We start from the raw sequence: 26873 nt of genomic DNA on the forward strand, positions 1-26873 counted from the left end.
AGCCGCCAGGGCGCGACCGTCGGACGGACCGGCGGCCGTGCCCCGGGACGGTGGGGCGCGGCCGCCGGCGGGCGGGTCAGAGTTCGGCGAGGGTGCCGGAGTACATCTTGTCGATCTCGGCGGCGAAGTTGCTCTCCACGCCCCGGCGCTTGATCTTCAGCGACGGGGTGATCTCACCGTGCTCGATGGTGAGGTCGCGGGGGAGGATGGTGACCTTCTTGATCGTCTCCCAGCGGTTCAGCTTGCCGTTCAGCTCCGCCACGTACCCCTCGACCATCGCCTGCGCCTCCGGGGAGGCGACGATCTCGGCATACTCCCGGCCTTCGAGGGGGCCACCGGCCGCCCAGCCCTTGATCGCGTCCGGGTCGAGGGTGACCAGCATGGTGCAGTAGTTGCGGGCCTGCCCGATCACGATGGCCTGCGAGGTGTACGGGCAGACCGCCTTGAACATGCCCTCGATGTGCGACGGCGCGACGTACTTCCCGCCGGAGGTCTTGACCAGGTCCTTCTTCCGGTCGGTGATCCGCAGGTAGCCGTCGTCGTCCAGGCTGCCGATGTCGCCGGTGCGGAAGAAACCGTCGGAGGTGAACGCCGCGGCGGTCTCCTCGGGCAGGTTGTGGTAGCCGCGCATCACCGGCTTGCCCCGGACCAGGATCTCGCCGTCGGTGTCGATCCGGCACTCCAGGTCGCCCAGCGCCGTGCCGACGGTGCCGATGCGCAGTCCCTCCGGCGGGTTGACGAAGTTGCCGGCGCTGGTCTCGGTCAGGCCGTACCCCTCGGAGATGGGCAGGTTCGCCGAGGCGAAGAAGGTGGCGATCTCCGGGCTTAACGGCGCCGCGCCGGAGACCAGCACCCGGATCCGACCGCCCAGGCGGGCCTGGAGCTTGCTGAACACCAGCTTCTCGGCCAGCGCGTACTTCAGCCTCAGCCCCGTCGGGACCGGCTGGCCTGCCTGCTCCAGGGCGACCTTCTCCTTGCCGGTGCGGACCGCCCAGGCGAAGATCTTCGCCTTGGCGCCGCCGCCGTCCTGGGCGGTGGTGACCGCCTTGTTGTAGACCTTCTCGAACACCCGGGGCGCGCCGCACATCAGCGTCGGCTTGATCACCGCGAGCATGTCGACCAGCTTGTCCACCCGCCCGTCGACGTACGTCGGCAGTCCGACGTGGGTCGACCCGCAGAGCAGGGTCTTGCCGAACGAGTGCGACAGCGGCAGCCACAGGTAGTGCGTGTCGTCGTCGCGGAGCAGGCCGGTCTCGGCCTGCACCACGGCCTCCCAGCACCAGCCGCCGTGCAGCAGCTCGACGCCCTTGGGTCGGCCGGTGGTGCCCGAGGTGTAGATCAGGGTGGCCAGGTGCTCCGGGCCGATCGGGGCGACGAGTCGCTCGATCAGGCTGGGCTCGGCCGCGAGCAGCCGCCCGCCCTGTTCCTCCAGCTCGGCGAGGGTGAGCTGGGGGACGGCCGCGGCCGGGTCGGCGGCGCCGTCGAGGAGCACCACGTGGGTGAGCGCGGGCAGCTCCGCCCCAGCGATCTTGGCGGCCTGGGCCGGGTTCTCGGCGAAGAGCACCCGGGAGCCGGAGTCGGCGATGATGTAGACCGCGTCCTCGGGCTCGGTGGTGGGGTAGACCGTGGTGGTCGCGCCGCCGGCACACATGATGCCGAAGTCGGCGATCACCCAGTCCAGCCGGGTGTTGGCCAGGATCGCCACCGGATCCTCCTGGCCGACGCCCAGGCCGTGCAGGCCGGCGGCGACCGCCTTGGCCCGTTGTCCGATCTGCTCCCACGTCAGCCAGACGGGGCCGGAGTCGTCCGGCGCCGGACTGGCGAACGCGTGGCCGTCGGGGGTGGCGGCCACGCGCTTGAGGAGCATGTCGGGAATAGAACGGTACGGTACATCGAGAGCCATCGCTGTAGCCGCCTTCAGGGGGTGGATGACGTGACGAGGGTCACGCCGGTCTGCGGTTACCGAAGGGTATTGCCTGCACCCGGGCATCGGCTAGCCCCACAACCTTTGGGCTGGCTGTGTCCCGCGAGGTGAAACGCTCAGGCGTACCGGACGGCCCGCAGCGACCAGTCGGGTCAGAGGCCGAGGGGAGCGTGGCGGATCCGGTCCGCGAGGGGGGCGGGGCCGTCGACCTGGACCCGGGCCACCCGCTGACGGCCGGACAGGAAGAGCGCCAGCTCGCCCGGCGACCCGACCAGCCGGACCCGTTCGCCGCCCCGACCCACCGACAGCTCGCCGTGACCGGGCGCCTGCACCAGCAGGTCGGCCGGGAACCGGCGCAGTGCCGTGCGGGCCAGCAGGGAGGCCGGCTTCCACAGCCGCGTCCGCTGGCCGGCCGGCAGGTCACGCGGCTGCCACCCCGCCCCGGCCCGCCGGACGTCCTCGTGGTGGATGAAGAACTCCAGGGTGTTGGCCAGCTCGTCGGTGAGCGGGTTGCTCACCGGGCTCCACAGCGGCGGGCGGCGCACCAGCCCGACCAGCTCCGCCCAGGGGCGGGCGGCGATCCGCCGGCGCACCCGCTCGGCGTACCCGCGCAGCGGCGGCAGCACGATGCCGCCGGCGGCGTCCGGGCGGCGTTCCCGCACCACCAGGTGGGCGGCGAGGTCGCGGGTCGTCCATCCCTCGTCGATGGTCGGTGCGTCCGGTCCCAGCTCCAGCATGAGATCGGCGAGCGCCTCGCGCTCCGATCGGGCGTACCGCGGCATGAGGGAGATCGTAGGCCCGCCGGCCGAAGCCGGCGGGCCGGAGCGCGTCCCCGGCGGCGGGCGGGGCGCGCCGGCGGACACGTGACGGCGGACATACGGCTCCGGGTCGGCGGAGCTGGCCGGCACCGGTAAGGATGAGGGAGAACGAGGCGGCTTACGGCGGGGGACAGCGTGGCGAGCGGGACAAGTCAGGACGTGCTCCGCAGGGGGCTGTCGGTCCTCGGCCGGGCGATCCGGGAACAACCGCGGATCTTCGCACTGGCGGTGACCGGCAGCGTGCTCTTCGGCCTCATGGTGATCGCCAGCGCGTTCGTGGTGGGCGCGGTGGTCGGCAAGGTGGTGGTGCCGGCCATCGCCCGCGGCTCCGTCGGAACGGGCGCGCTGGCCCTGGCCGCGACGGCGCTGTTCGGCATCAGCGTGCTGCGGGTGGTGGGCATCTTCGGCCGCCGACTCGGCGCCGGCTACATGCAGTTCCGCCTCCAGGCCGCCTACCGGCGCCGGGTGACCCGCCGCTACCTCGACCTGCCGCTGGCCTGGCACCAGCGCAACGCCACCGGGACGCTGCTGTCCAATGCCAACTCCGACGTGGAGGCGGCCTGGTACCCGATCGCCCCGTTGCCCTTCGCGGTCGGCACCCTGGTCATGCTGGTCGGGGCGGTCGTCGCGCTCTTCCTCACCGACTGGGCGCTGGCCCTGGTCGGGCTGGCCGTCTTCCCCGCGCTCTTCGCGCTCAACGTGGTCTACTCCCGGCGGATGGCGCCCCGGCAGGCCCGCGCCCAGCGGCTGCGCGCCGAGGTCAGCGGCATCGCCCACGAGAGCTTCGACGGCGCCCTGGTGGTCAAGACGATGGGCCGCGAGGCACAGGAGACCGCCCGGTTCTCCGCCCGCGCCGGTGAGCTGCGCGACGCGCTGATCTCGGTGGGCCGGCTGCGCGGCGTCTTCGATCCGATGCTGGAGACCCTGCCCAGCCTCGGCACCCTCGCGGTGCTGGTGGTCGGGGCGTTCCGGCTGCGGGCGGGCGCGATCAGCGTCGCCGAGCTGGTCAGCGTCGCCTTCCTCTTCACGGTGCTGGCCTTCCCGGTGCGGGCCATCGGCTGGGTCCTCGCCGAGCTGCCCCGCAGCGTCGCCGGCTGGGACCGGGTCCGCCGGGTGCTGGACGCCACCGGCGAGATGCCGTACGGCGAGCGCCGGCTCGACCCGGCCGAGCCGACGCCCGCCACGCTGGCCTTCGCCGACGTGTGCTTCGGGTACGAGCCGGCCGAAGCGCACCTGCCCGGCGCGGAGGTGCTCGGCGAGGTCACCTTCACCGTGCCGGCCGGGAGGACGGTCGCCCTGGTCGGGCCGACCGGCGCCGGCAAGTCCACCATCGCCTCGCTGGCCGTGCGGCTGGTCGACCCCCGCGCCGGCACGGTGACCCTGGACGGCGTCGACGTGCGTGAGCTGACCGCGGACTCGCTGGCGCGGACGGTCGCCCTGGTCGCCCAGGTGCCGTTCGTCTTCGACGACACCATGCGGGCCAACATCACCCTGGACCGGCCGGGCATCGGCGACGAGGACGTGTGGGCCGCGCTGCGGCTGGCCGAGGCGGACGGCTTCGTGGCCGCGCTCCCCGACGGGCTGGACACCATGGTCGGCGAGCGGGGCACCTCGCTCTCCGGCGGGCAGCGGCAGCGGCTCACCCTGGCCCGGGCGCTCGCCGGCCGGCCCCGGCTGCTCGTGCTCGACGACGCGACCAGCGCCGTCGACCCGAGGGTGGAGGCGGCCATCCTGGCCGGGCTGCGCGCCCCGACCACCGGCCAGGGCGGCGCCGCGTCGATCCTGGTGGTCGCGTACCGGCGGGCGACCATCGCGCTCGCCGACGAGGTGGTCTACCTGGAACAGGGGCGGGTGGTGGCCCGGGGCACCCACACCGAGCTGCTCGCCACCGTGCCCGGCTACGCCGACCTGGTCACCGCGTACGAGCAGGCCGAGCAGGAACGCGAGCAGAACCACACGTACGACGAGGTCGCGCCGCTGACCTCGGGCCTGGAGATCGAGGTGGACCGGTGAGCGCGAGCGCGACGACGGCGGAATCGGAGGAGCGGCCCGAGACGACCTGGCGGACGCTGCGGCGCGGCCTGGCGCTCTCCCCGGAGCTGCGGACCGGGCTGGCCGGCACCGTCGCCCTGGCGCTGGTCTACATGGTCGGCCGGGTGGCCGTGCCGGTGGCCGTGCAGCGCGGCATCGACCACGGCATCGTCGGGGGTCTCGACCTCGGCGTGGTGTGGACGGTGGCCGTGGTCGCCGCCGCCGTGCTGGTGGTCACCACCACCTGCGGTTACCTGATGATGCGCCGGCTGTTCACGGTCAGCGAGACCGCGCTGGCCAACGTCCGGACCAGGGCGTTCCGGCACGTGCACGACCTGTCGATGCTGCACCAGCAGTCCGAGCGGCGCGGGTCGCTGGTCTCCCGGGTGACCAGCGACGTCGACCAGATCACCCAGTTCCTCCAGTGGGGCGGTGTGATCCTGATCGTCAACCTCGGCCAGCTGGTGGTCACCACGGCCGTGATGCTGGCGTACTCCTGGCAGTTGACCCTGGTGGTGCTCGTCGCCTTCGCCCCCGCGGTGCTGGTGATCCGGCTGCTCCAGCAGCGGCTCGGCGGGGCGTACGGCGTGGTGCGGCAGCGGACGGGCACCCTGCTCGGCACGATCGCGGAGAGCGTCGTCGGGGCGCCGGTGATCCGCGCGTACGGCATCGCCGGGCGGACCGCGCGGCGGCTCGACGCCGCGATCGAGGGGCAGCGGGAGGCCCAGCAGCGGGCCATCCGGATCAGCATCCTGGGCAGCTCGGTGGGGGAGCTGGCGGCCGGCGTCGCGCTGGCCGGCGTGGTGATCGTCGGGGTCACCCTCGGGGTGGACCGGACCCTGTCCATCGGCCAGCTCACCGCCTTCCTGTTCCTGGTCACGCTCTTCATCCAGCCGGTGCAGATCGCCACCGAGGTGCTCAACGAGGCGCAGAACGCGATCGCCGGCTGGCGCCGGGTGCTCGACGTGCTGGACGTCGCCCCCGACGTGGCCGACCCGGGCGAGCAGGGGCGGGAGCTGCCGCCGGGCCCGCTGGACATCCGCTTCGCCGGGGTGACCTTCGCCTACCCGGGTGGTCCGCCGGTGCTGCACGACGTCACCGTGGACATCGCGGCGAAGAGCCGGGTCGCGGTGGTCGGCGAGACCGGCAGCGGCAAGACCACCTTCGCCAAGCTGCTCACCCGGCTGATGGATCCGACCGCCGGGCAGGTGCTGCTCTCCGGGATGCCGTTGGACCGGGTGCGGTTCGACTCGCTGCGCACGCGGGTGGTGATGGTGCCGCAGGACGGCTTCCTCTTCGACGCCACGGTCGGCGACAACGTCCGCTTCGCCCGCCCCGAGCTGACCGACGCGCAGCTCACCGCCGCCTTCACCGAGCTGGGGCTGGCCGACTGGCTGGACGGCCTGCCGTCGGGCCTGGCCACCCCGGTCGGCGAGCGGGGGGAGGCGCTGAGCGTGGGGGAGCGGCAGCTGGTCGCGCTCGCCCGGGCGTACGTGGCCGACCCGGATCTGCTGGTGCTCGACGAGGCCACCAGCGCCGTCGACCCGGCCACCGAGGTACGCCTGCAACGCACCCTGGACGCGGTCACCCGCGGCCGGACCACCCTCGCCATCGCGCACCGGCTCTCCACCGCTCAGGCGGCCGACGAGGTGATCGTGGTGGATCGGGGCCGGATCGTGCAGCGCGGCCCGCACGAGAAGCTGGTCCGTGACCCGGAGTCGGTCTACGGCCTGCTCTACGCCTCCTGGCTGGAGCAGACCCGCTGAGCCGGGTCCGGCGCCCCGCCGGCCCCGGACCGGTCAGCCCAGGTCGCCGGTGAGGTAGCGCTGCACGGTTGGGCCGAGCGCCGCGACCAGGGTCTCCGGGTCGGCGGAGGCCACCGGCTCCAGCCGGATGACGTACCGCATCATGGCCAGGCCGATCATCTGGGTGGCCACCAGCGAGCCGCGCAGCGGCAGCTCCGCCGGGGCAATGTCGAGGTGGTCGAGCACCCGGCGCAGCACCTGGGTGACCAGGAACTCGCGCAGCAGCCGGGCGGTCCACTGGTTGTTGACCGCCGAGCGCAGCAGGGCCACCGCCGCCGCGCCGGCCGGGGAGTCCCACACCCCGAGGAACATCCGGACCAGCCGCTCGCCCACGCCCTCCGCGCCGCCGGCCAGCACGGCGGGGAGCAGCTCCGCCGGGTCCAACGGGATGTCGACGGTGGCCCGGAAGAGCTCCTCCTTGGTGCCGAAGTAGTGGTGCACCAGGGCCGGGTCGACCCCGGCGGCGGTGGCGATCGCCCGGATGGAGGCCGCGTCGAAGCCGCGTTCGGCGAAGGCCGCCCGGGCCGCCGCGAGGATGGCCTGCCGGGTGTCGGGGTTGCCGGGGCGCCGGCCGGTGCGTCGCGCCGTCATCCGCTGCGCCGTCATCCGCTGCGCCGGCGCAGGGTCGCCGCCGCGAGCACCAGGGCCACCACCGCCGCGCCCGCGACGATCGCCACGTCCCGCCACATCGTGCCGGTCGGTTCGGTGTGCGCGCCGACCTCCTGCAGGGCCTCGACCGAGTACGACAGGGGGAGCGCGTCGCTGACCGCCTGGAGCCAGCCGGCCATCTGCCCGCGCGGCACGAAGAGCCCGCAGAGCAGCAGCTGCGGGGCGACCACCACCGGCATGAACTGCACCGCCTGGAACTCGGTGCGGGCGAAGGCGCTGCAGAACAGCCCGAGCGCCACGGCCAGCACGGCGTTCACCGCCGCGATGAGGATGACCAGGCCGGCGCTGCCGGCCGTCTCCATCCCGAACAGCCAGTACGCCACCGCCGCGGCGATGGTCGACTGCACCACCCCGGCCAGCCCGAACGCGATGCCGTAGCCGAAGAGCAGGTCCAGCTTGCCCAGCGGGGTGGTGAGCAGCCGTTCCAGCGTGCCGGTGGTGCGCTCGCGCAGCATCGCGATGCTGGTCACCAGGAACATCACGATGAACGGGAAGAAGCCCAGCATGATCAGGGCGATCCGGTCGAAGGCCGACGGTTTCCCGGGCGCGGTGGGCTGGTCGGCGTACATGTAGTAGACCAGGGTCAGCAGCACCGTCGGCACCACCACCAGCAGCGCCACCGTGCGCTTGTCGTGCCGCAGCTGGCGCAGGATGCGGCCGGTCGTCGCGGCCAGGATCCGCGGGTTCACGGTGCCTCCTCACCGGCGGCGCCGCCCCGGCCCGCCTCACTTGACCGGATCAACCGCAGGAACGCCTCCTCCAGGTCGTCGACCCCGGTGCGCTCCCGGACCGCGTCCGGGGTGTCGTCGGCGACCAGCCGGCCCTCCCGGATCAGCAGCAGCCGGTCGCAGCGGGCCGCCTCGTCCATCACGTGGCTGGACACCAGCAGCGTCGTGCCGGCCGCCGCCATCTCGTGGAACCGGGCCCACAGGTCGGCCCGCAGCACCGGGTCCTGACCGACCGTCGGCTCGTCGAGGATGACCAGCTCGGGCTCGCCGACCAGGGCGCAGGCCAGCGAGGCGCGGCTGCGCTGCCCGCCGGAGAGGGTGCCGACCAGCTGGGTGGCCGCGTCGGCCAGTCCGACGTCGGCCACCGCCCGGTCGGCGTCGGCCGCGTGCCGGCCCTGCAACGCCGCGAAGTAGCGGGCGTTCTCCCGTACGGTCAGGTCGGCGTAGACGCTGGGCGCCTGGGTCAGGTAGCCGACCCGGCGGCGCAGCTCGGTGGCGCCGGCCGGCCGGCCCAGCACGGTGACCGTGCCCGAGTCGATCACCTGCACCCCCACCACCGCCCGCATCAGGGTGGTCTTGCCGCTGCCGCTGGGGCCCAGCAGCCCGGTCACCGAGCCGCGGGGGACGGTGCAGCCGATGCCGTGCAGCACCCTCCGCCGCCCCCGGTCGACGACCAGGTCGCGGACCGTGATCGCGTCCTCCACCGCCCACCTCCCAAAACTCATCATCCGTTGAACTCAACGCTAAATGAGATAGCTGCCGCGCGCAACGGTTGACTTCGAGTGCGCTCGAACTGGGAGCCTGGGTGTGTGGACATCAGCACGCAGGAGACCGTCGGGGCGATGGCCGGCGAAAGGTATCCCGAGGCATCAATGCGAACCCTGGGGCACTAGCCCCCTGATCGGACACCGGGTCCGTCAACGGGCATTGCGGCCTGATGGGGCGTACGGCACGATGGCGCGGTGGATCACGCTCCGTTGTTGGCGGACGCATTCTTCGACGACTGGGCGACCCGGCTGCGCGAGGCCGCCGACCGCCCCGTCGTCGGGATCCTGCTGCGCGGCAGCCACGCCCGACGGGCCGCCACCGCCTACAGCGACGTCGACCTCGACGTGCTCGTCACCGAGGACGACCGGCCCGTCCCGCCCACCCCGGGCGCGACGGGCCGGTCTGCCGGTCGCACCCCGTACGCCGCCCGGCAGGCGTACCTCGCCGAGGTCGACGGGCGGTTGGTGCACGTCTCGGTGGCCGCCCGGGACGTCCGCTCCTGGGTCGAGCGGCTCGGCGAGCCGGCCGACTGGGCGTTCGGCCTGCCGGTCACCGCGCCGGTCCGGCTGCTCTGGGCCGAGGAGGGCTGGCGGCCCCGGATCGACCTGCCGGTGCTCTGCCAGCCCGCCGACCAGCCCCGGCTGGAGGAGCTGGTGGCGACGCTGGGCAAGGTGGCCGCCGCCCGCGCCGCCGGCGACCACCCCGGCGTGCGGCTGGCCGCCGCCGACCTGGCCCGGCTCTGCCCCTCGGTGCTGCGGCTGGCCAACCCCGGCGTCCGGGTGGTGTCCCGGCGGGCCGCCTTCGCCGCCGCGCTCGCCCTGCCGGTCGCCCCGCCGGGCTACCGCGACGACATGCTGCTCTGCCTCGGGCTGCGTTCCGGCTCCACCGGCCAGCTCGGGGCCGCCGCGGCGCGCCTGGTCGCCGGGGTCGTCCCGCTGGTGCGCCCGTACGCCGACCGCGTCGCGGAGGTGGTCGGGGCGGGCCTGGCCGGGGCGCTGGCCGACGGGCGGCTGGACCGTTACGTCGCCCAGCTCGCCCGGGCGGCCCGCCGGAGCGGGTACGCCCCGCAGGTCCCCGCGCCGCGTGCGGGACAATGGGTCACTGTGCCCGTGACTGACCCTTCCCCGAGCGACGCCGATGCCGGCGCCGTAGGTTCGTCCCGCCTCGACCCGGCCATCGCCGCGCGGCTGCGCCGCACCCCCGACGGCCTGGTCGCCGCGGTGGTGCGCCAGTACGACACCGGCGAGGTGCTGATGGTCGCCTGGATGGACGACGAGGCGCTGCACCGCACGCTGACCACCGGCCGGGCCACCTACTGGTCGCGCAGCCGGCAGGAGTACTGGGTCAAGGGGGCCACCTCCGGCCACCACCAGTACGTCCGCTCGGTGGCGCTGGACTGCGACGGCGACGCGTTGCTGGTCAGCGTCGACCAGGTCGGGGCGGCCTGCCACACCGGGCATCGCACATGCTTCTTCACCGACCTGCCGGTGACCGGTGCGGGGAGCGATCGGTGAGCGCGAGGAGCGGGGCGCGGCCGGACCGCGCCGGCGCGGACGAGAGGCAGGCCCGGCGATGACCGACGGCACCCTGAGCCCCGACCTGGGCAGCTTCACCGAGCTGGCCGCCCGCTGGCGGGTGGTGCCGGTGACCCGGCGGCTGCTGGCCGACGCGGAGACCCCGGTGGGCGTCTACCGCAAGCTGGCCGGCGGTCCGGGCACGTTCCTGCTGGAATCCGCCGAGCAGGGGGTCGGCTCGGCCGGGATGTCCTGGTCCCGGTACTCGTTCATCGGCGTGCGCAGCGGCGCGACCCTGGTCGAGCGGGACGGCGTCGCGGTCTGGACCGGCCGGCCCCCGGCCGGCGTGCCGTCCTCCGGTGACCCGGTCCGGGTGCTGCGCGAGACCGTCGAGGCGCTCGCCGGCCCGGTCTGGGACCCGGCCAGCGGCATGCCGCCGCTGACCGGCGGCATGGTCGGCTACCTGGGCTACGACCTGATCCGGCGGTTCGAGCGGCTGCCCGAGCTGACCGAGGACGACCTCGGCGTGCCGGAGCTGGGCATGATGCTCGCCACCGACCTGGTGGTGCTCGACCATTACGACGGCTCGGCGATCCTGGTCGCCAACGCGGTGCTGCCGCCGGTGGAGGCGCCGGACCGGGAGGCGCTGGTCGCGGCGGCGTACCACCACGCGGTGGGGCGGCTCGACGCGATGACCACCGCGCTGTCCCGACCGATTCCGCCCATGATCTCCACCGTGGACCGGGCGCCGGTCGGCGAGGTGGTCAGCCGTACCGCCGATGGGGGCTACCCGAAGGCGGTCGAGGCGGCCAAGGAGGCGATCCGGGCCGGCGAGTGCTTCCAGATCGTGCTCGCCCAGCGCTTCGAGCGGGACACCCATGCCGACCCGCTGGACGTCTACCGGGTGCTGCGCACCACCAACCCCAGCCCGTACATGTACCTGCTGCGCTTCGACGGCTTCGACATCGTCGGCTCGTCGCCGGAGGCGCACCTGAAGGTCAACGCCGGGGCGGACGGGCAGCGGCGGGCGCTGCTGCACCCGATCGCCGGCACCCGGCCGCGCGGCGCCACCGCGGACGCCGACGCCCGGCTCGCCGCGGAGCTGCTCGCCGACCCCAAGGAGCGGGCCGAGCACGTGATGCTGGTCGACCTGGGCCGCAACGACCTGGGCCGGGTGTGCCGCCCGGGCACCGTCCAGGTGCCGGAGTTCGCCACCATCGAGCGGTACAGCCACGTGATGCACATCGTCTCGACGGTGGTGGGCACGCTGCGCGAGGACCGGACGGCCTTCGACGCGCTCACGGCGACCTTCCCGGCCGGCACCCTCTCCGGCGCCCCGAAGGTGCGCGCCATGGAGATCATCGAAGAGCTGGAGCCGGTCCGGCGGGGCATCTACGGCGGCACCGTCGGCTACTTCGGGTTCGGCGGCGACCTCGACATGGCGATCGCCATCCGCACCGCGCTGATCCGCGACGGGCGGGCGTACGTGCAGGCCGGGGCCGGGGTGGTGGCCGATTCCGATCCCGCCGCCGAGGACCAGGAGACCCGGAACAAGGCCGCCGCGGTGCTCGCCGCCATCGCCGCCGCCGAGACCCTCCGGCCGGCCCGATGAGCGCGCGGAGTGCCGTGCGGCGGAGCCCCACGGTGGCGAGCGGAAGGGGGCGCCGATGAGCGGCCCGGACACGCCCGCCGCGCCGGGTGCGCCGTCCGCGCCGGGCCGGCGCGAGCTGACGTACGCGGTGCTGCTCTGCCTGGCCGGGGCGGGCCTGGCCTTCTGGGCGGCGACCCGGACCTGGTCGGTGGACCTGATCAGCCGGGGGTCGCTGCCGTCGGCGCGGCACGGCCGCTCGGGCGTCGATCTGCTGCCCTGGCTGTCGGCGCTGGCGCTGGTCGGCCTGGCCGGGGGCGGCGCGGTGCTGGCCACCCGCGGCAAGGTCCGCCGCCTGCTGGGCGGGCTGCTGGCTCTGCTCGGCGCGGCGGTGGCGGCCGGCGGCGGGTACGGGCTGGTCGCCGCGTTCGACGGCGAGGTGAGCCGGCAGTGGCCGGCGCTCTGCCTGCTCGGCGGGGTGCTGGCGGCGCTCGGCGGCGGGCTCACCGCGGCGCGCGGTCAGCGCTGGCCGGCGATGGGCGCCCGGTACGAGCGCCGGTCCGGCACCGGTGCGCCGTCCGGTGCCGACGGGCGCCCGGCCACCGAGCGCGGCACCAGGGAGGCGTGGGACGCGCTGGACCGGGGCGAGGACCCGACGGTCAGTTGATCGGCTGGCGCTCGCGGACCTCGCGGCGGTCCTGGTCGGTGGCCCGGGCGGCGGCCAGCTCGGCCACCAGGCGGTCCAGCTCGGCCCGCTGGTCGGCGCGGGCCCGGTCGGCGCAGACCGCCTCCCAGGCGTTGCCGCGCGCGGTACGGATCCGCCCCTCGCCGACCACGGCGCGTTCCAGGGTGTGCACCACGCCGACGGCCAGCGAGGCGACGGTGCGGGAGAGGGTGGTCAGTCCGATGGCGGTGGAGTTGGGCCCGGTCGTGCTCATGTGGTCACCCCGCAGGAGGAGTCCGACGTCTCGGCAGGCGCGTCATCGAGTCTGCCTGGTGGACAGGCTGCCCCGCCCACGTTTCACCACGGTGACGGGCGGATCAACTGTCCGTCGGGGCGAACGACCTGGGTAGGGCGTTCTTCCTTGAGCTTCGTCACAGCATCGACGGACGTTGCCCTGCTGCGCGGACCGGGCCGCCGTGCTCTCATTGTCCATGGGCAGCGGTCGATGCTCGCGCGATGGCCCGGGGGCGGGCGCGGATGGCGCCGGTCGATGGGTGCGGTGGCGCTGCGTGACACCGTGTTCACCGGAAGTCGGCCATCATGCCACAGTCCATTTCGTGAGGTGCGCCATACCCCCGGCAGCCGTCGCCAGCTGGCGCCCCCTAGCATCGGCCCATGACACCCGGAGAGGGGAGTCCGTTGGTGACTGCTGAGCATGCGCACGCGGAGGGGGACGGGGCCGGTTCGGCGGCGTCCGACAGCGTGCTCGACGAGATCCTGGCCGGCGTCCGCGAGGACGTGGCGCGGCGGCAGGAGCAGGTTTCGCTGGAGCGGATCCGCGAGCTGGCCGCCGCCGCGCCGCCGCCGCTGGACGCGTACGCGGCCCTGCGCCGGCCCGGCGTGGCGGTGATCGCAGAGGTCAAGCGTTCCTCGCCGTCCAAGGGCCGGCTGGCCGAGATCGCCGACCCGGCCGACCTTGCCGGCCAGTACGCCTCCGGTGGCGCCCGGGCGATCAGCGTGCTGACCGAGGGGCGCTGGTTCGGCGGGTCGCTCGACGACCTGGCCGCCGTCCGGGCCGCCGTGCAGGTACCGGTCCTGCGCAAGGACTTCGTGGTCTCCAGCTACCAGGTGCACGAGGCCCGCGCGCACGGTGCCGACCTGGTGCTGCTGATCGTCGCCGCCCTCGAACAGAACGTGCTGGTCGGCCTGCTGGAGCGGATCGAGTCGCTCGGCATGACCGCGCTGGTCGAGGTGCACACCGAGGAGGAGGCCGACCGCGCCCTGGAGGCCGGCGCGCAGGTGATCGGGGTCAACGCCCGCGACCTGCGTACCCTGGAGGTCGACCGCTCGGTCTTCGAGCGGATCGCACCCGGCCTGCCCAGCAGCGTCGTCAAGATCGCCGAGTCCGGCGTGCGCGGCCCGCACGACCTCATCCGATACGCCTCGGCCGGCGCCGACGCCGTGCTGGTGGGGGAGGGCCTGGTCACTCAGAAGAGCCCCCGCGAGGCGGTCGCCGAGCTGGTCAACGCCGGCAACCACCCGGCAACGCCCCGCCCGGTGCGCTGATCCCGCGCCGGGAGACGTCAGCAGCGAGAGGACACCGCCATGAGCGAGCGCAGCGAGCGAATCATCAGGCGCAGCGCGGCAAGGCCTCATGACGCCGCCGACCGCAGGAAGGTGGCGGCATGAGCGCCAACGCGTCGGCCCCGGCCGGCCAGCTCCCCGACGCCACCGGTCACTTCGGCCGCTTCGGTGGCCGGTTCGTGCCGGAGGCGCTGGTCGCGGCGCTGGACGAGCTGGACGCCGCGTACCGCAAGGCGATGAACGACGAGATCTTCCTCGCCGAGTTCGACGCCCTGCTGCGCGACTACGCCGGCACCCCGTCGTTGCTGTACTCCGCCGAGCGGTTCTCCGCCAGGGTCGGCGCCCGGGTGCTGCTCAAGCGGGAGGACCTCAACCACACCGGGGCGCACAAGGTGCGCAACGTGCTGGGTCAGGCGCTGCTCACCAAGCGGATGGGCAAGACCCGGGTGATCGCCGAGACCGGCGCCGGCCAGCACGGGGTGGCCACCGCCACCGCCGCGGCCCTGTTCGACCTCGACTGCGTGGTCTACATGGGCGAGGTCGACACCCGGCGGCAGGCGCTCAACGTGGCCCGGATGCGGATGCTCGGCGCCACCGTCGTCCCGGTCACCACCGGTTCACGCACGCTCAAGGATGCGATGAACGAGGCGATGCGGGACTGGGTCGCCAACGTCGACGAGACCCACTACCTGATCGGCACCGCCGCCGGTCCGCACCCGTTCCCCGAGATGGTCCGGGACTTCGTCCGGGGCATCGGCGAGGAGGCCCGCCAGCAGTGCCTCGACCTGACCGGCGCGCTGCCGGACGCGGTCGCCGCCTGCGTCGGCGGCGGCTCCAACGCACTGGGCATCTTCCACGCCTTCGTCGGTGACGCCGACGTGCGGCTGTACGGCTTCGAGGCCGGCGGGGACGGGGTGGAGACCGGTCGGCACGCGGCGAGCATCACCGGCGGCAGCTCCGGCGTGCTGCACGGCACCCGCACGTACGTGCTGCAGGACGCCGACGGCCAGACCGTCGAGTCGCACTCGATCTCCGCGGGGCTGGACTACCCGGGCGTCGGGCCGGAGCACGCCTGGCTGCACGACAGTGGCCGGGCCAGGTACGAGCCGGTGACCGACGCCGAGGCGATGGCCGCGTTCGAGCTGCTCTGCCGTACCGAGGGGATCATCCCGGCGATCGAGAGCTCGCACGCGCTGGCCGGCGCGCTGAAGATCGCCCCTCGGCTCACCGCCGAACTCGGCCGGGAACCGGTCATCGTGGTCAACCTGTCCGGTCGGGGTGACAAGGACGTGCACACCGCCGGCGAGTACTTCGGCATCCTCGACAAGGAGTGACAGCGTGAGTCGGATCGGGGTGGCCTTCGACAAGGCCCGCGCCGACGGGCGGGCCCTGCTGGTCGGCTGCATGCCGGCCGGCTTCCCGACCGTCGAGGGCAGCATCGCCGCGATGACCGCCATGGTCGAGGCGGGCGTGGACGTCATCGAGGTGGAGATCCCGTACTCCGACCCGGTGATGGACGGGCCGGTGATCCAGAAGGCCAGCGACATCGCCCTGGCCGGCGGGGTCCGCACCGCGGACACCCTGCGGATCGTCGAGGCGGTCGCGGCCACCGGCGCGCCGGTGGTCACCATGACCTACTGGAACCCGATCGAGCAGTACGGCGTCGACGCGTTCGCCCGCGACCTCGCCGCCGCCGGCGGCACCGGCCTGGTCACCCCGGACCTGATTCCCGACGAGGCCGGCGAGTGGCTGGCCGCCTCGGACGCGCACGGCCTGGACCGCACGTTCCTGGTCTCGCCCTCGTCCACCGACGCGCGGCTGAAGATGACCGTCGAGCACTGTCTCGGCTTCGTCTACGCCACCGCGATCATGGGGGTCACCGGCGCCCGGGCGCAGACCTCGGACGCCGCACCGATCCTGGTCTCCCGGCTCCGCGAGGTCACCGACCTGCCGGTCGGCGTCGGTCTCGGCGTGGGCACCGGCGCCCAGGCGGCCACCGTCGCCGGGTACGCCGACGGCGTGATCGTGGGCAGCGCCCTGGTCCGCTGCCTGCTTGACGCCCCGGACTCCGCCGCGGGGCTGACCGCCCTGCGCACGCTCAGCGCCGAACTCGCCGAGGGCGTCCGCCACCGAGCCCGCTGACTGCGGCGGCCCGGTCGCTGCCGCCCGTCCGGTGCCCCGCGACCGCGCCAGCGTGATCGACTCCGTTTGCGGCGTGTCGCGGTGTCCCGAATTCGGGACACCGCGACACGCCGCAAACCGTGAGTGCAGCGCGGGGCGCGGCGGCGCCTCGGTCAGGGATGGGGCCGGACGGCCGACGCGGCGCGCGGCGCAGGAGGCACGGGATCGCCCGCCCGGGCCGGTGAGCCTGCACCCACCGGCGGCACGGGCTTCGTCGGTACGTCGGGCCGGATCGTGGCCCCCGTCGCACCGTCGGGGCGCAGGTCACGCAGCACCCCTGAGCGTCCGGCCCGGGCGTCGGCGAGGGCGGCCCGGGTGACCGGGGTGACCTCGGTGGGCAGCTGGTCCGGCAGGTGCCAGGCCAGGGTGCACCCGGCCGGCGGCTCGTCGGCCGCACCCTGCCGGGCACGGGCCCGGAACACGTGCACCAGCACGTCGGGCTGGGGACTCGGCGTCGGCGGCCCACCGCACGGTGAGCAGGTGAGGTGGTAGAGGCCGACCGGGTCGATCACGTCGACCGGCCACCCGGTCTCTCGCCGGACCTCGCCCGCCACCGCACCGGTCGGGCACCCGGGTCGGCGCAGCCGCCCGCCGGGCAGCGCCCACCGCCCGCCCCGGTCGCGCCGGCTCAGCAGCACCCGGCCGGCCTCGTCGGTCAGGACCGCGGCGACCGCCCAGGTGAGCGTGCTCATGGACAAAGAGCGTACGGGCCGGCAAACCGGAAGTCATCCGGCACGCGAACCGCGCCGGACCGGGGTGCCGCGGATGCGATGTGCAGCGGTAGCCTTTGCACCCGTGACCCTCGCCTCGTTGAGCCCCCAGGCGGCCCTGCCGAGCCCGACCACCGCGGTCTGGCAGCTCGGGCCGGTGCCGATCCGGGCGTACGCGCTCTGCATCATCCTCGGCATCGTGCTGGCCTGCTGGATCACCGAGCGCCGGCTGCGCCAGCGCGGCGTGGCCCCCGGCGCGGTGCTCGACATCGCGGTCTGGGCGGTGCCGACCGGCATCGTCGGCGCCCGGATCTACCACGTCATCACCTCGCCCGAGAAGTACTTCGGCGCCGGTGGCGAGCCGCTGAAGGCGTTCGCTATCTGGGAGGGCGGTCTGGGCATCTGGGGCGCGGTGGCCGGCGGCGCGGTCGGCGCCTGGATCGCCGCCCGGCAGCTCGGCATCCCGTTCGTGGTGGTGGCCGACGCGCTCGCCCCCGGCCTGCCGCTGGCCCAGGCGGTGGGCCGGTTCGGCAACTGGTTCAACAACGAGCTCTACGGCGGCCGCACCACGCTGCCCTGGGGGCTGGAGATCCACAAGATGGACTCCGCCAACCCCGGCCACGCGCTGCGCGATGACGCCGGCCAGCCGATCCTGGAGCCCGGGCTCTATCATCCGACGTTCCTCTACGAGGCGCTCTGGAACGTCGGCGTGGCCGCCCTGGTGTTCGCCCTCGACCGCCGGCTCAAGCTGGGTAAGGGTCGGGCGTTCGCGCTCTACGTGATGGGCTACACCGCCGGCCGGTTCTGGATCGAGATCATGCGCACCGACGAGGCGAACCGGATCCTCGGCGTGCGGCTCAACGTCTGGACCGCCGGGCTGGTCTTCCTGGGCGCGTTGATCTACTTCCTGCGGGTCCGTGGCCCCCGCGAGTACCTGATCCCGGTGGGCGTGCCGGCCACTCCGGCCCCGCCGACCGGTGGGGACGTCTCCCAGGTCGACCTCTCCCGCACCGAGAACGGACCCCGGGCGGTCGCCCCGGAGGGCTACCGGACGGTCAGCGAGGAGCAGTTCCGGGCGTACCGGGAGACCGGCGAGGTCCCCGACGAACCCGCCGCCGAGGCGATCACGGCGAGCGGCGACGAGCCCCCGGCCGACGCCGGGACGGCGCCCGAGCGTGACGGTGACGGCGACGCGTCGGAGCGGGATGACCGGGCGGGCGCCACCGGCGCCCGGCCCACCGACCGGGACAGCTGAGCGGGGCGGGGATGCGCACCGCGGTGGTGGTCGGCGCCGGGCTCGGTGGGCTGGCGGTGGCCGGCGCGCTGGCCCGCTCCGGCTGGCAGGTCACCCTGCTGGAGCGGGCGGACCGGGTCCGCCCGGAGGCCACGGCCGTGGTGCTCTGGCCCAACGGGGTACGCGCGCTGCACGCGCTCGGCCTCGGCGCCGGCCTGGACGCGATCGCCACCCCGCTGCCCGACGCCGGGGTGCGCCGGCCGGACGGCCACTGGCTGGTGCAGCCGCGCCCGACGCCGGCCGACCGGATGCCGGTGGTGGTGCACCGGGAGGACCTGCACGACGCGCTGATCGCCGGGCTCGGCGACCGGGTGGAGCTGCGCACCGGCGTAACCGTGGACACCGTCCGGGTCCGACCCGGGCAGCGGCCGGCGGTCGGCGCCGGCGGGCGCCTGGTCGAGGCGGACCTGGTGGTCGCCGCCGACGGGACCGACAGCGCGGTACGTCGCCAGCTCGCCCCCTCCTCGGCCGTGGTCAGCTCCGGCTGCGCGGCCTGGCGCGCGGTGATCCCCTGGTACCGGGCGCCCCGGCTGCCGGCCGACCAGCCGGTCGGCGGGGAGGTGCTGGGTGCGGGCTACCGTTTCGTGGCCGCCTCGCTGGGCGAGCGCGGCTCCTCCGGCGCCTCCCGCCGGGGTGGCATCTACTGGGTCGCCACCGCCGCCGGTGCGCCCCGGCCCGAGCCGCCGGAGACCCAGCTCGCCCTGCTCAAGCGCTGGTACGCCGGCTGGCCCGCCCCGATCGGCGAGCTGCTCGACGCCACCGACCCGGCCGACCTGGTGCAGCAGGAGGTCCGCGAACTGCGCCCGCTGCCCCGGGCGTACGGCTTCCCGGCCGGCCCCGGCGGCGTGGTGCTGCTCGGCGACGCGGCGCACGCCATGCCGCCGCACCTGGGGCAGGGCGCCTGCCTCGCCTTCGAGGACGCGGCCACCCTGTCCTCGCTGCTGCGCGAGTCCCGGCTGCCCGACGCCGTGCAGACGTACGACCGGTTGCGTCGCCCCCGCGCGGCGACAGTGGTACGGCAGACCCGCCGGATGTCGGCGGTCCTCCAGGCCCGGGGGCGGCTGGCCCTGCGGGCCCGTGACGCCGCCCTCGGCACGATCAGCCCCCGACTGCTCTCCAGCGCCGCCTCCGCAGCCGCCCAGTGGCGCCCACCAACCCCCTGACCCCGCTCGCTGCACCGCACGCCCCACGCGCCGGCCCCTCCCGCGTGCTTCCCGCGTTGATCATGAAGTTAGCGGCACGACACACCGACGCGGACACCGCCAACTTCATGATCGCCGGGAGCCGGGAGCCGGGAGCCGGGAGCCGGGAGCCGGGGTCAGATCAGGGCGGTGGGTTCGGCGATGCAGGCGGTGCCGACGCGGCGGAAGCCGACCCGGAGGTAGACGCGGGCGATCTCCTCGCTGCCGGCGGAGAGGAAGACCAGGTCGGTGCCGGCGGCCAGCAGCTCGCGGGCGATCGCGGCGGTGACCGCCGCGCCCAGCCCGCGGCGGCGGGCGGCCGGCAGGGTGGCCACCCCGGCGATTTCGGCCACGTCGCCGACCCGCATCGCCATCCCGCTCGCCAGCGCCCCCTCCTCGGGCGTGCCGGCCAGCACCGACAGTCGGCGGCCGTCGGCGATGCGGGCCCGCTCCTCGTCCAGCGCTGCCACGTCCAACTCGGTGACGGCGCCGTCCCGCTGCGCCGGGCCGGCATCGCCCCGGGCGGTGCCGGCGGCGGCGAAGCCGACCGCGGCGACCGCGCGGCGGGCGGCCACGTCCGCGGCGAAGCCGGGCGCGTCCGGGTCCAGCACCCGCACCGGTACGTCGGTGAGCGTCGTCGGGTCGGGCAGGGCGGCCGGGTCGAGCACCATCAGCGGTGCCTCCAGCACGCTCAGCCCCGCCGCGCGGGCCACCGCGAGCAGGTCGGGGGTGGTCTCGTGCACCCATTCGAGGGCCTCCGGCAGGCCCAGCTCCCGCTGCCGCTCGCGTACGGCGGTCACGTCGGCCAGCGACGGCGGCTCGATGGCGTCCAGGCGGGGCCGGGCGTAGTACGGCCAGCCCGCCCCTTGCCGGACGAAGAGCACGAGCGCGCCGTGCTGCTCCTCGCGCGCGGCGTCCCGGGGCACCGCGTCGTAGAAGCGTTCCAGCCCGGCGAAGAGTTCGCTCTGCAGGGGATCCACCGCGCGAGACTACCTGTCCCAGAGTCTGGAAGGTGTGATCAATCTGCACTGGCCCTGCCTGGGTCGCCCTAACGTAGACTCAATAAACCGCCAAGGGCCGACGTCGTCCCGATCATGATCCAACCTGAGTGACGACAGGAGCCCCGGTGGCCTTTCCGTACCCTCACAGCCCGCAGTCGGCCCCGCCCGCGGCCGGTCTCTACGACCCGGCGAACGAGCACGACGCGTGCGGCGTGGCCTTCGTGGCGGACCTGCACGGCCGGCGCTCCCACGCGGTGGTGGCGGGCGGCCTCGGCGTGCTCTGCCGCCTGGACCATCGCGGCGCCCGGGGCGCGGAGCACAACACCGGCGACGGCGCCGGGATCATGATCCAGGTGCCGGACGCGTTCCTGCGCGCGGTGGTGGACTTCCCGCTGCCGCCGGCCGGCCAGTACGCCACCGGCCTGGTCTTCCTCCCCGACGACGACGCCGGGGAGGCCCGCGCCCGGCAGGTGGTGGAGAAGTACGCCCTGGTCGAAGGGGCCGACCTGCTCGGCTGGCGGGACGTGCCGGTCGACCCGAGCGGGCTGGGCGAGTCCGCGCTCGCGGCGATGCCCCGGATCCGCCAGCTGTTCCTGGCCGCGCACCGGCTCACCGACACCCCGGCCGGCCCGGCCGGCTCCCCGCTGACCGGTCTCGACCTGGACCGGGTGGCGTTCTGCGTCCGCAGGCAGGCCGAGCGGGAGAGCGCCGAGCGGGGTGTGCCGGCGTACTTCCCGTCGCTCTCGGCGCGGACCATGACCTGGAAGGGCATGCTCACCCCGGACCAGCTGCCGGCGTACTTCCCGGAGCTGACCGACGAGCGGGTGGAAAGCGCGATCGCGCTGGTCCACTCCCGCTTCTCCACCAACACCTTCCCGTCCTGGCCGCTGGCCCACCCGTACCGGTTCATCGCGCACAACGGTGAGATCAACACCATCCGCGGCAACCGGAACTGGATGCAGGCAAGAGAGTCGATGCTCAGCGGCGGTTCCGCTGCCGCCGGCGGAGCCGGCGGGCACATCCCCGGCAGCATCCGGCGGATCTTCCCGGTCTGCACCCCGGGCGCCTCCGACTCGGCCAACTTCGACGAGGTCCTCGAACTGCTGCACCTGGCCGGGCGGAGCCTGCCGCACGCGGTGCTGATGATGATCCCGGAGGCCTGGGAGAACGACCACGACCTGGACCACGGTCGGAAATCCTTCTACCGGTTCCACGCCAGCCTGATGGAGCCGTGGGACGGCCCGGCCTCGGTCGCCTTCACCGACGGTGAGATCGTCGGCGCGGTGCTGGACCGCAACGGGCTGCGCCCGGGGCGCTGGTGGCGGACCTCCGACGGGCTGGTGGTGCTGGGCAGCGAGGCGGGCGTGCTCGACCTCGACCCGGCCACCGTGGTCGCCAAGGGGCGGCTCCAGCCGGGGCGGATGTTCCTGGTCGACACCGTCAACGGGCGGATCGTGCAGGACGACGAGATCAAGGCCGAGCTGGCCGCCGCCCAGCCGTACGCCGAGTGGCTGCACGCCGGGCTGATCGACCTGAGCGACCTGCCGCCGCGCGAGCACATCGTCTACACCCACGACTCGGTCCGCCGCCGCCAGCAGACCTTCGGCTACACCGAGGAGGAGCTGAAGATCCTGCTGGCGCCGATGGCCCGCCTCGGCGCCGAGCCGATCGGCTCGATGGGCACCGACACCCCGATCGCGCCGCTGTCCACCCGGCCGCGGCTGCTCTACGACTACTTCCACCAGCTCTTCGCCCAGGTCACCAACCCGCCGTTGGACGCCATCCGGGAGGAGCTGGTGACCAGCCTGACGTCGACCATCGGCCCGGAGGGCAACCTGCTCGACCCGGGTCCGGCGAGCTGCCGGCAGATCGTGCTGCCGTACCCGGTGATCGACAACGACGAGCTGGCCAAGATCCTCTCCATCGACGAGGACGGCGACCTGCCCGGCTTCAAGGCGGTCCGGGTCTCCGGGCTCTACCCGGTCCGCGACGGCGGCGCCGGCATCAAGGCCCGGCTGACCGAGATCTGCCGGCACGTCTCGGAGGCGATCGAGGACGGCGTCCGGATCCTGGTGCTCTCCGACCGGGACACCAACGCCGACCTGGCGCCGATCCCGTCGCTGCTGCTCACCGCGGCGGTGCACCAACACCTGGTCCGCGAGCAGACCCGCACCCAGGTGGCGCTGATCGTCGAGTCCGGCGACTGCCGCGAGGTGCACCACGCGGCCGTGCTCATCGGGTACGGCGCGGCGGCGGTCAACCCGTACCTGGCCTTCGAGTCGGTCGAGGACATGATCTCCACCGGAGTATTGACAGGAGTCGCCCCGACCAGGCCTGACGAGCCGACATCGCAGCTGGCGGCGAAGGCGGTGCGCAACTACGTCACGGCGCTCGGCAAGGGCGTCCTGAAGATCATGTCCAAGATGGGCATCTCGACGGTGTCGTCGTACTGCGGCGCGCAGGTCTTCGAGGCGGTCGGGCTGCACACCCGGCTGGTGGAGCGCTACTTCCGCGGCACCCCCAGCACCATCAGCGGTATCGGCCTGGACGAGATCCACGCCGAGGTGGCCGCCCGGCACGCGCTGGCCTGGCCCGCCGCGGGCGCGCAGCCGTCCGACCGGTTGGAGGTCGGCGGGGAGTACCAGTGGCGTCGCGAGGGCGAGCTGCACCTGTTCAACCCGGAGACGGTCTTCCTGCTCCAGCACGCCACCCGCAGCCGCCAGTACGACGTCTTCCGGCAGTACACCGCCAAGGTGGACGAGCTGGCCGCGCGGGCGGGCTCGCTGCGCGGGCTGTTCAGCCTGCGGACCGGGGTGCGCCCGCCGGTGCCGGTCGAGGAGGTGGAGCCGGCCACCGAGATCGTCAAGCGGTTCGCCACCGGCGCCATGTCGTACGGGTCGATCTCGGCGGAGGCACACGAGACCCTGGCCGTCGCCATGAACCGGCTCGGCGGCAGGTCCAACACCGGCGAGGGCGGCGAGGACGTCGAGCGGCTGTACGACCCGGCCCGCCGCTCCGCGGTCAAGCAGATCGCCAGCGGCCGGTTCGGCGTGACCAGCGAATACCTGGTCAACGCCGACGACCTCCAGATCAAGATGGCGCAGGGCGCCAAGCCCGGCGAGGGCGGTCAGCTGCCCGGCAACAAGGTCTGGCCGTGGATCGCCCGCACCCGGCACGCCACGCCGGGCGTCGGCCTGATCTCCCCGCCGCCGCACCACGACATCTACTCCATCGAGGACCTCGCCCAACTGGTGCACGACCTCAAGTGCGTCAACCCGGCCGCCAGGGTGCACGTCAAGCTGGTCAGCGAGGTCGGCGTGGGCACCGTCGCGGCCGGCGTCGCCAAGCTGAAGGCCGACGTCATCCTGATCTCCGGCCACGACGGCGGCACCGGCGCCTCCCCGCTCAACTCGCTCAAGCACGCTGGCACCCCGTGGGAGTTGGGCCTGGCCGAGGCGCAGCAGACGCTGCTGCTCAACAAGCTCCGCGACCGGGTCACCGTGCAGGTCGACGGCCAGCTCAAGACCGGCCGGGACGTCCTCGTCGCGGCGCTGCTCGGCGCGGAGGAGTTCGGCTTCGCCACCGCCCCGCTGATCGTCGAGGGCTGCGTGATGATGCGGGTCTGCCACCTGGACACCTGTCCGGTCGGCATCGCCACCCAGAACCCGGTGCTGCGCGAGCGCTTCACCGGCAGGCCGGAGTTCGTGGAGAACTTCTTCCTGTTCCTTGCCGAGGAGGTCCGCGGCTATCTTGCCGAGCTGGGCTTCCGCAGCATCGACGAGGCGATCGGGCACACCGAGCTGCTCGACGTCGCCCCGGCGGTGGCGCACTGGAAGGCGCACGGGCTGGACCTGGGGCGTGTGCTGCACCTGCCGGAGCTGCCGGCGGACGCCGCGCGGCGCGGCGTGCGGGCCCAGGATCACGGCCTGGAGCTGGCTCTGGACAACGAGCTGATCGCGCTGGCGCAGCCGGCGCTGCGCGACGGCAACCCGGTCCGGGTCGAGGTGGCGGTGCGCAACGAGCACCGCAGCGTCGGCGCGATGCTCGGCGGCGAGGTCACCCGCCGCTTCGGCGGCGCCGGCCTGCCCGACGACACGATCGAGTTCGTGCTGCGCGGCACCGCCGGTCAGTCCTTCGGCGCGTTCCTGCCGCGTGGGATCACCCTGCGGCTGCACGGCGACGCCAACGACTACGTCGGCAAGGGGCTGTCTGGCGGGCGGATCGTCGTCCGCCCGGACGCCGCCGCGCCGTTCGCCGACCCGGAGGCCGCCGCCGGTGCGCGGGCCGAGGACCAGATCATCGCCGGCAACACCATCCTGTACGGCGCCACCGGCGGCGAGCTGTTCCTGCGCGGCCGGGTGGGGGAGCGGTTCGCGGTACGCAACTCCGGCGCGGTGGCCGTCGTCGAGGGCGTCGGCGACCACGGCTGCGAGTACATGACCGGCGGCACCGTGGTGGTGCTCGGCGAGACCGGTCGCAACTTCGCCGCCGGCATGTCCGGTGGAACGGCGTACGTGCACCGGCTGGACTCCGGCCGGGTCAACGCCGAACTGGTCGACCTGACGCCGCTGCGCGACTCCGAGCGCGACCTGCTGCACGACCTGGTGCAGCGGCACGTCGCGGAGACCGACTCGGTCCTCGGCGCGGAGCTGCTCAAGCGCTGGCCGGAGGCGGTGGAGGAGTTCACCGCTGTGGTGCCCCGGGACTACCGCCGGGTGATGGAGATCATGCGGGCCGCCGAAGCCGCCGGCCGTGACGTCGACGACGCGGTCATGTCTGCGTTGACCGCGCCGGTGCCGCCCGCCCCGCGGGTGGCTGCCCAGGAGGTGGCTCGTGCCTGACCCGAACGGTTTTCTGCGCTACGACCGGCGGCTGCCGGCGCGCCGCCCGGTGCCGGTGCGGATCAGCGACTGGCGCGAGGTGTACCCGCCGGCCGGCGAGGAGCTGATCCGCGAGCAGGCCACCCGGTGCATGGACTGCGGCATCCCGTTCTGCCACAGCGACACCGCCGGCTGTCCTCTCGGTAATCGCATCCCGGACTGGAACGACCTGGTCCGCACCGGCAACTGGGACGCCGCGGTGGAGTCGCTGCACGCCACCAACAACTTCCCGGAGTTCACCGGCCGGCTCTGCCCGGCGCCCTGCGAGGCCGCCTGCGTGCTCGGCATCGGCGGCGGGCAGCCGGTCACCATCAAGCAGGTCGAGGTGGAGATCGCGGACGCGGCGGTGGCCCGGGGCGGACTGCGGCCCCGCCCCGTGCCGGCGCCGACCGGACGGTCGGTCGCCGTGGTCGGCTCCGGCCCCGCCGGTCTCGCCGCCGCGCAGCAGCTCGCCCGCGCCGGTCACGCGGTGACCGTGTACGAGCGCGACGACGCGATCGGCGGCCTGCTCCGGTACGGCATCCCCGACTTCAAGCTGGAGAAGCAGCACATCGACCGGCGGCTGGCCCAACTCGCCGCCGAGGGCGTCCAGTTCCGCACCGGGGTGGACGTCGGCGTGGACGTCACCGCCGAACAGCTGCGCGCCGAGCACGACGCGGTGCTGCTGGCCTGCGGCGCGCTGCAGGGTCGGGACACCCCGGAGACCCCCGGCCGGCAGCTGCGCGGCGTGCACCAGGCGATGGCGCACCTGGTCGCCGCGAACCGCGCGGTCGCCCGGGCGGCCGGCGGGCCGCACCGCGTCGTCGCGGCCGGCGAGGGGCGACCGGCTCCCGCCGTGCTGCCCGACGGCACCTCGATCGACGCCGCCGGCAAGCACGTCGTGATCATCGGCGGCGGTGACACCGCCGCGGACTGCCTCGGCGTGGCCCACCGGCAGGGCGCGGCCGGCGTACACCAGCTCGACCTGTACCCGGAGCCCCCGCAGGCACGGGACACCGCCCGGGACCCGTGGCCGACCTGGCCGTGGGTGCTGCGCAACTATCCGGCGCACGAGGAGGGCGGCGAGCGGGTCTTCGCCGTCGCCGTGCAGGAGTTCGTCGACGACGGCACCGGCCAGGTCAAGGGCGTGCGGATCGTGGAGGTCACCGTCGAGAAGCGGGACGGCCGACGGCTCGTCACCCCGCTTCCCGGCTCCGAGCGTGAACTCCCGGCCGACCTGGTGCTGCTGGCCATCGGCTTCGACGGCACCGAGCAGCAGCCGCTGCTGGACCAGTTCGGGGTGAGTCGTAACGCCCGGGGCGCGGTCGACGCCCGGCCCGACTGGCAGACCGACGCCGACGGGGTCTTCGTCGCCGGTGACATGCACCGGGGGGCCTCGTTGATCGTCTGGGCCATCGCCGAAGGGCGGGCCGCGGCTGCGGCGGTCCACGCCTACCTGGGTGGGGTCGGCGCGTTGCCGGCCCCGGTGGACCCGGCACGGCAGCCGCTCGCCGCCCGCTGACCGTCGCGGTGGTGCGTCCGGCGGGTCAGCCG

Annotated in this window: 19 protein-coding genes and 2 pseudogenes; 13 read left to right on the top strand and 8 right to left on the bottom strand. The window is 74.2% G+C overall.

Annotated features, from left to right (window positions below):
• Nucleotides 1-76 precede the first annotated feature (76 nt).
• Both ABZ807_RS11240 and ABZ807_RS11245 read right to left on the bottom strand, forming a co-directional pair.
• The gene (locus tag ABZ807_RS11240; protein ID WP_357155353.1) at nucleotides 77-1903 is read right to left on the bottom strand and encodes a long-chain fatty acid--CoA ligase; all 1827 of its coding nucleotides are present in this window, start codon (nucleotides 1901-1903) and stop codon (nucleotides 77-79) included.
• A 173-nt stretch (nucleotides 1904-2076) separates the two neighbouring features.
• Nucleotides 2077-2706: a TIGR03085 family metal-binding protein gene (locus tag ABZ807_RS11245; protein WP_357155355.1), complete on the bottom strand. Its 630-nt coding sequence runs from the start codon at nucleotides 2704-2706 to the stop codon at nucleotides 2077-2079.
• A 171-nt stretch (nucleotides 2707-2877) separates the two neighbouring features.
• Between ABZ807_RS11245 and ABZ807_RS11250 the strand changes: the two genes are divergently transcribed.
• Entirely contained in the window at nucleotides 2878-4755 is a 1878-nt protein-coding gene (locus ABZ807_RS11250) for an ABC transporter ATP-binding protein (protein ID WP_357155356.1), read from the top strand.
• Nucleotides 4752-6539, top strand: coding sequence for an ABC transporter ATP-binding protein (locus tag ABZ807_RS11255; protein ID WP_357155357.1), 1788 nt, complete (start codon nucleotides 4752-4754; stop codon nucleotides 6537-6539). Before ABZ807_RS11250 ends, ABZ807_RS11255 begins: the two co-directional genes overlap by 4 nt.
• A gap of 33 nt (nucleotides 6540-6572) precedes the next feature.
• On the opposite strand, the gene ABZ807_RS11260 is transcribed toward ABZ807_RS11255, so the two are convergent.
• The 3 genes from ABZ807_RS11260 to ABZ807_RS11270 are packed head-to-tail and all read right to left on the bottom strand — an operon-like array spanning nucleotide 6573 to nucleotide 8679.
• The gene (locus ABZ807_RS11260) at nucleotides 6573-7169 is read right to left on the bottom strand and encodes a TetR family transcriptional regulator (protein WP_357155358.1); all 597 of its coding nucleotides are present in this window, start codon (nucleotides 7167-7169) and stop codon (nucleotides 6573-6575) included.
• An 11-nt stretch (nucleotides 7170-7180) separates the two neighbouring features.
• Nucleotides 7181-7936: an ABC transporter permease gene (locus ABZ807_RS11265; protein WP_357155359.1), complete on the bottom strand. Its 756-nt coding sequence runs from the start codon at nucleotides 7934-7936 to the stop codon at nucleotides 7181-7183.
• Nucleotides 7933-8679 carry an ABC transporter ATP-binding protein gene (locus tag ABZ807_RS11270; RefSeq protein WP_357155360.1) on the bottom strand — a complete coding sequence of 249 codons (747 nt, stop codon included), beginning with the start codon at nucleotides 8677-8679 and terminating at the stop codon, nucleotides 7933-7935. Before ABZ807_RS11270 ends, ABZ807_RS11265 begins: the two co-directional genes overlap by 4 nt.
• 675 nt (nucleotides 8680-9354) lie before the next feature.
• Here ABZ807_RS11270 and ABZ807_RS11275 point away from each other — a divergent pair.
• The 4 genes and pseudogenes from ABZ807_RS11275 to ABZ807_RS11290 all read left to right on the top strand — a co-directional run.
• Nucleotides 9355-9678: pseudogene (locus ABZ807_RS11275) on the top strand (phosphoribosyl-AMP cyclohydrolase); the annotation flags it as partial.
• A 222-nt stretch (nucleotides 9679-9900) separates the two neighbouring features.
• A pseudogene (gene hisI, locus ABZ807_RS11280) lies at nucleotides 9901-10257 on the top strand (phosphoribosyl-AMP cyclohydrolase); the annotation flags it as partial.
• Nucleotides 10258-10315: 58 nt separating this feature from the next.
• Nucleotides 10316-11869 (top strand): anthranilate synthase component I, encoded by a 1554-nt coding sequence (locus ABZ807_RS11285; protein ID WP_357155361.1) that lies wholly within the window; start codon nucleotides 10316-10318, stop codon nucleotides 11867-11869.
• Nucleotides 11870-11924: 55 nt separating this feature from the next.
• The gene (locus tag ABZ807_RS11290; RefSeq protein ID WP_357155362.1) at nucleotides 11925-12512 is read left to right on the top strand and encodes a Trp biosynthesis-associated membrane protein; all 588 of its coding nucleotides are present in this window, start codon (nucleotides 11925-11927) and stop codon (nucleotides 12510-12512) included.
• Here the strand turns inward: ABZ807_RS11290 and ABZ807_RS11295 are convergent.
• Nucleotides 12505-12783 carry a hypothetical protein gene (locus tag ABZ807_RS11295; RefSeq protein WP_357155363.1) on the bottom strand — a complete coding sequence of 93 codons (279 nt, stop codon included), beginning with the start codon at nucleotides 12781-12783 and terminating at the stop codon, nucleotides 12505-12507. The genes ABZ807_RS11290 and ABZ807_RS11295 overlap by 8 nt on opposite strands.
• Nucleotides 12784-13271: 488 nt before the next feature.
• On the opposite strand from ABZ807_RS11295, the gene trpC reads away from it, so the two are divergent.
• The 3 genes from trpC to trpA all read left to right on the top strand — a co-directional run bounded on the left by trpC (nucleotide 13272) and on the right by trpA (nucleotide 16235).
• Complete coding sequence (gene trpC / locus ABZ807_RS11300) at nucleotides 13272-14075, top strand: indole-3-glycerol phosphate synthase TrpC (RefSeq protein ID WP_357155593.1); 804 nt, start codon at nucleotides 13272-13274, stop codon at nucleotides 14073-14075.
• A 119-nt stretch (nucleotides 14076-14194) separates the two neighbouring features.
• The gene (trpB, locus tag ABZ807_RS11305; RefSeq protein WP_357155364.1) at nucleotides 14195-15427 is read left to right on the top strand and encodes a tryptophan synthase subunit beta; all 1233 of its coding nucleotides are present in this window, start codon (nucleotides 14195-14197) and stop codon (nucleotides 15425-15427) included.
• A 4-nt stretch (nucleotides 15428-15431) separates the two neighbouring features.
• Nucleotides 15432-16235, top strand: coding sequence for a tryptophan synthase subunit alpha (gene trpA, locus ABZ807_RS11310; protein ID WP_357155365.1), 804 nt, complete (start codon nucleotides 15432-15434; stop codon nucleotides 16233-16235).
• 152 nt (nucleotides 16236-16387) lie between these two features.
• Here the strand turns inward: trpA and ABZ807_RS11315 are convergent, their stop codons facing one another.
• A complete protein-coding gene (locus ABZ807_RS11315) occupies nucleotides 16388-16966 on the bottom strand; it encodes an NUDIX hydrolase (protein WP_357155367.1) in 579 nt (192 codons plus the stop codon).
• Nucleotides 16967-17069: 103 nt separating this feature from the next.
• Here ABZ807_RS11315 and lgt point away from each other — a divergent pair, with 103 nt between their 5' ends.
• Together lgt and ABZ807_RS11325 are read left to right on the top strand one after the other, a co-directional pair.
• The gene (gene lgt / locus ABZ807_RS11320) at nucleotides 17070-18239 is read left to right on the top strand and encodes a prolipoprotein diacylglyceryl transferase (protein WP_357155368.1); all 1170 of its coding nucleotides are present in this window, start codon (nucleotides 17070-17072) and stop codon (nucleotides 18237-18239) included.
• Nucleotides 18240-18250: 11 nt separating this feature from the next.
• Nucleotides 18251-19441, top strand: coding sequence for an NAD(P)/FAD-dependent oxidoreductase (locus ABZ807_RS11325; RefSeq protein WP_357155369.1), 1191 nt, complete (start codon nucleotides 18251-18253; stop codon nucleotides 19439-19441).
• A 155-nt stretch (nucleotides 19442-19596) separates the two neighbouring features.
• Here ABZ807_RS11325 and ABZ807_RS11330 read toward each other — a convergent pair whose 3' ends face one another.
• Nucleotides 19597-20439 (bottom strand): GNAT family N-acetyltransferase, encoded by an 843-nt coding sequence (locus ABZ807_RS11330; RefSeq protein ID WP_357155371.1) that lies wholly within the window; start codon nucleotides 20437-20439, stop codon nucleotides 19597-19599.
• 146 nt (nucleotides 20440-20585) lie between these two features.
• On the opposite strand from ABZ807_RS11330, the gene gltB reads away from it, so the two are divergent.
• Both gltB and ABZ807_RS11340 read left to right on the top strand, forming a co-directional pair.
• Nucleotides 20586-25301 carry a glutamate synthase large subunit gene (gltB, locus tag ABZ807_RS11335; RefSeq protein WP_357155372.1) on the top strand — a complete coding sequence of 1572 codons (4716 nt, stop codon included), beginning with the start codon at nucleotides 20586-20588 and terminating at the stop codon, nucleotides 25299-25301.
• Nucleotides 25294-26841 (top strand): glutamate synthase subunit beta, encoded by a 1548-nt coding sequence (locus tag ABZ807_RS11340; RefSeq protein ID WP_357155374.1) that lies wholly within the window; start codon nucleotides 25294-25296, stop codon nucleotides 26839-26841. The genes gltB and ABZ807_RS11340 overlap by 8 nt, the downstream gene beginning before the upstream one ends.
• Nucleotides 26842-26873: the final 32 nt, after the last annotated feature.

The sequence above is a fragment of the Micromonospora sp. NPDC047548 genome (genome assembly GCF_040642975.1).
Classification (GTDB): domain Bacteria; phylum Actinomycetota; class Actinomycetes; order Mycobacteriales; family Micromonosporaceae; genus Micromonospora.

Excerpts from the sequence above, each read along its gene's own strand:
- trpB (WP_357155364.1), top strand. The coding sequence starts at position 14,195 with ATGAGCGCCAACGCGTCGGCCCCGGCCGGCCAGCTCCCCGACGCCACC.
- ABZ807_RS11240 (WP_357155353.1), bottom strand. The coding sequence starts at position 1,903 with ATGGCTCTCGATGTACCGTACCGTTCTATTCCCGACATGCTCCTCAAG.
- ABZ807_RS11295 (WP_357155363.1), bottom strand. The coding sequence starts at position 12,783 with ATGAGCACGACCGGGCCCAACTCCACCGCCATCGGACTGACCACCCTC.
- ABZ807_RS11325 (WP_357155369.1), top strand. The coding sequence starts at position 18,251 with ATGCGCACCGCGGTGGTGGTCGGCGCCGGGCTCGGTGGGCTGGCGGTG.
- ABZ807_RS11290 (WP_357155362.1), top strand. The coding sequence starts at position 11,925 with ATGAGCGGCCCGGACACGCCCGCCGCGCCGGGTGCGCCGTCCGCGCCG.
- ABZ807_RS11245 (WP_357155355.1), bottom strand. The coding sequence starts at position 2,706 with ATGCCGCGGTACGCCCGATCGGAGCGCGAGGCGCTCGCCGATCTCATG.
- ABZ807_RS11285 (WP_357155361.1), top strand. The coding sequence starts at position 10,316 with ATGACCGACGGCACCCTGAGCCCCGACCTGGGCAGCTTCACCGAGCTG.
- ABZ807_RS11260 (WP_357155358.1), bottom strand. The coding sequence starts at position 7,169 with ATGACGGCGCGACGCACCGGCCGGCGCCCCGGCAACCCCGACACCCGG.
- ABZ807_RS11315 (WP_357155367.1), bottom strand. The coding sequence starts at position 16,966 with ATGAGCACGCTCACCTGGGCGGTCGCCGCGGTCCTGACCGACGAGGCC.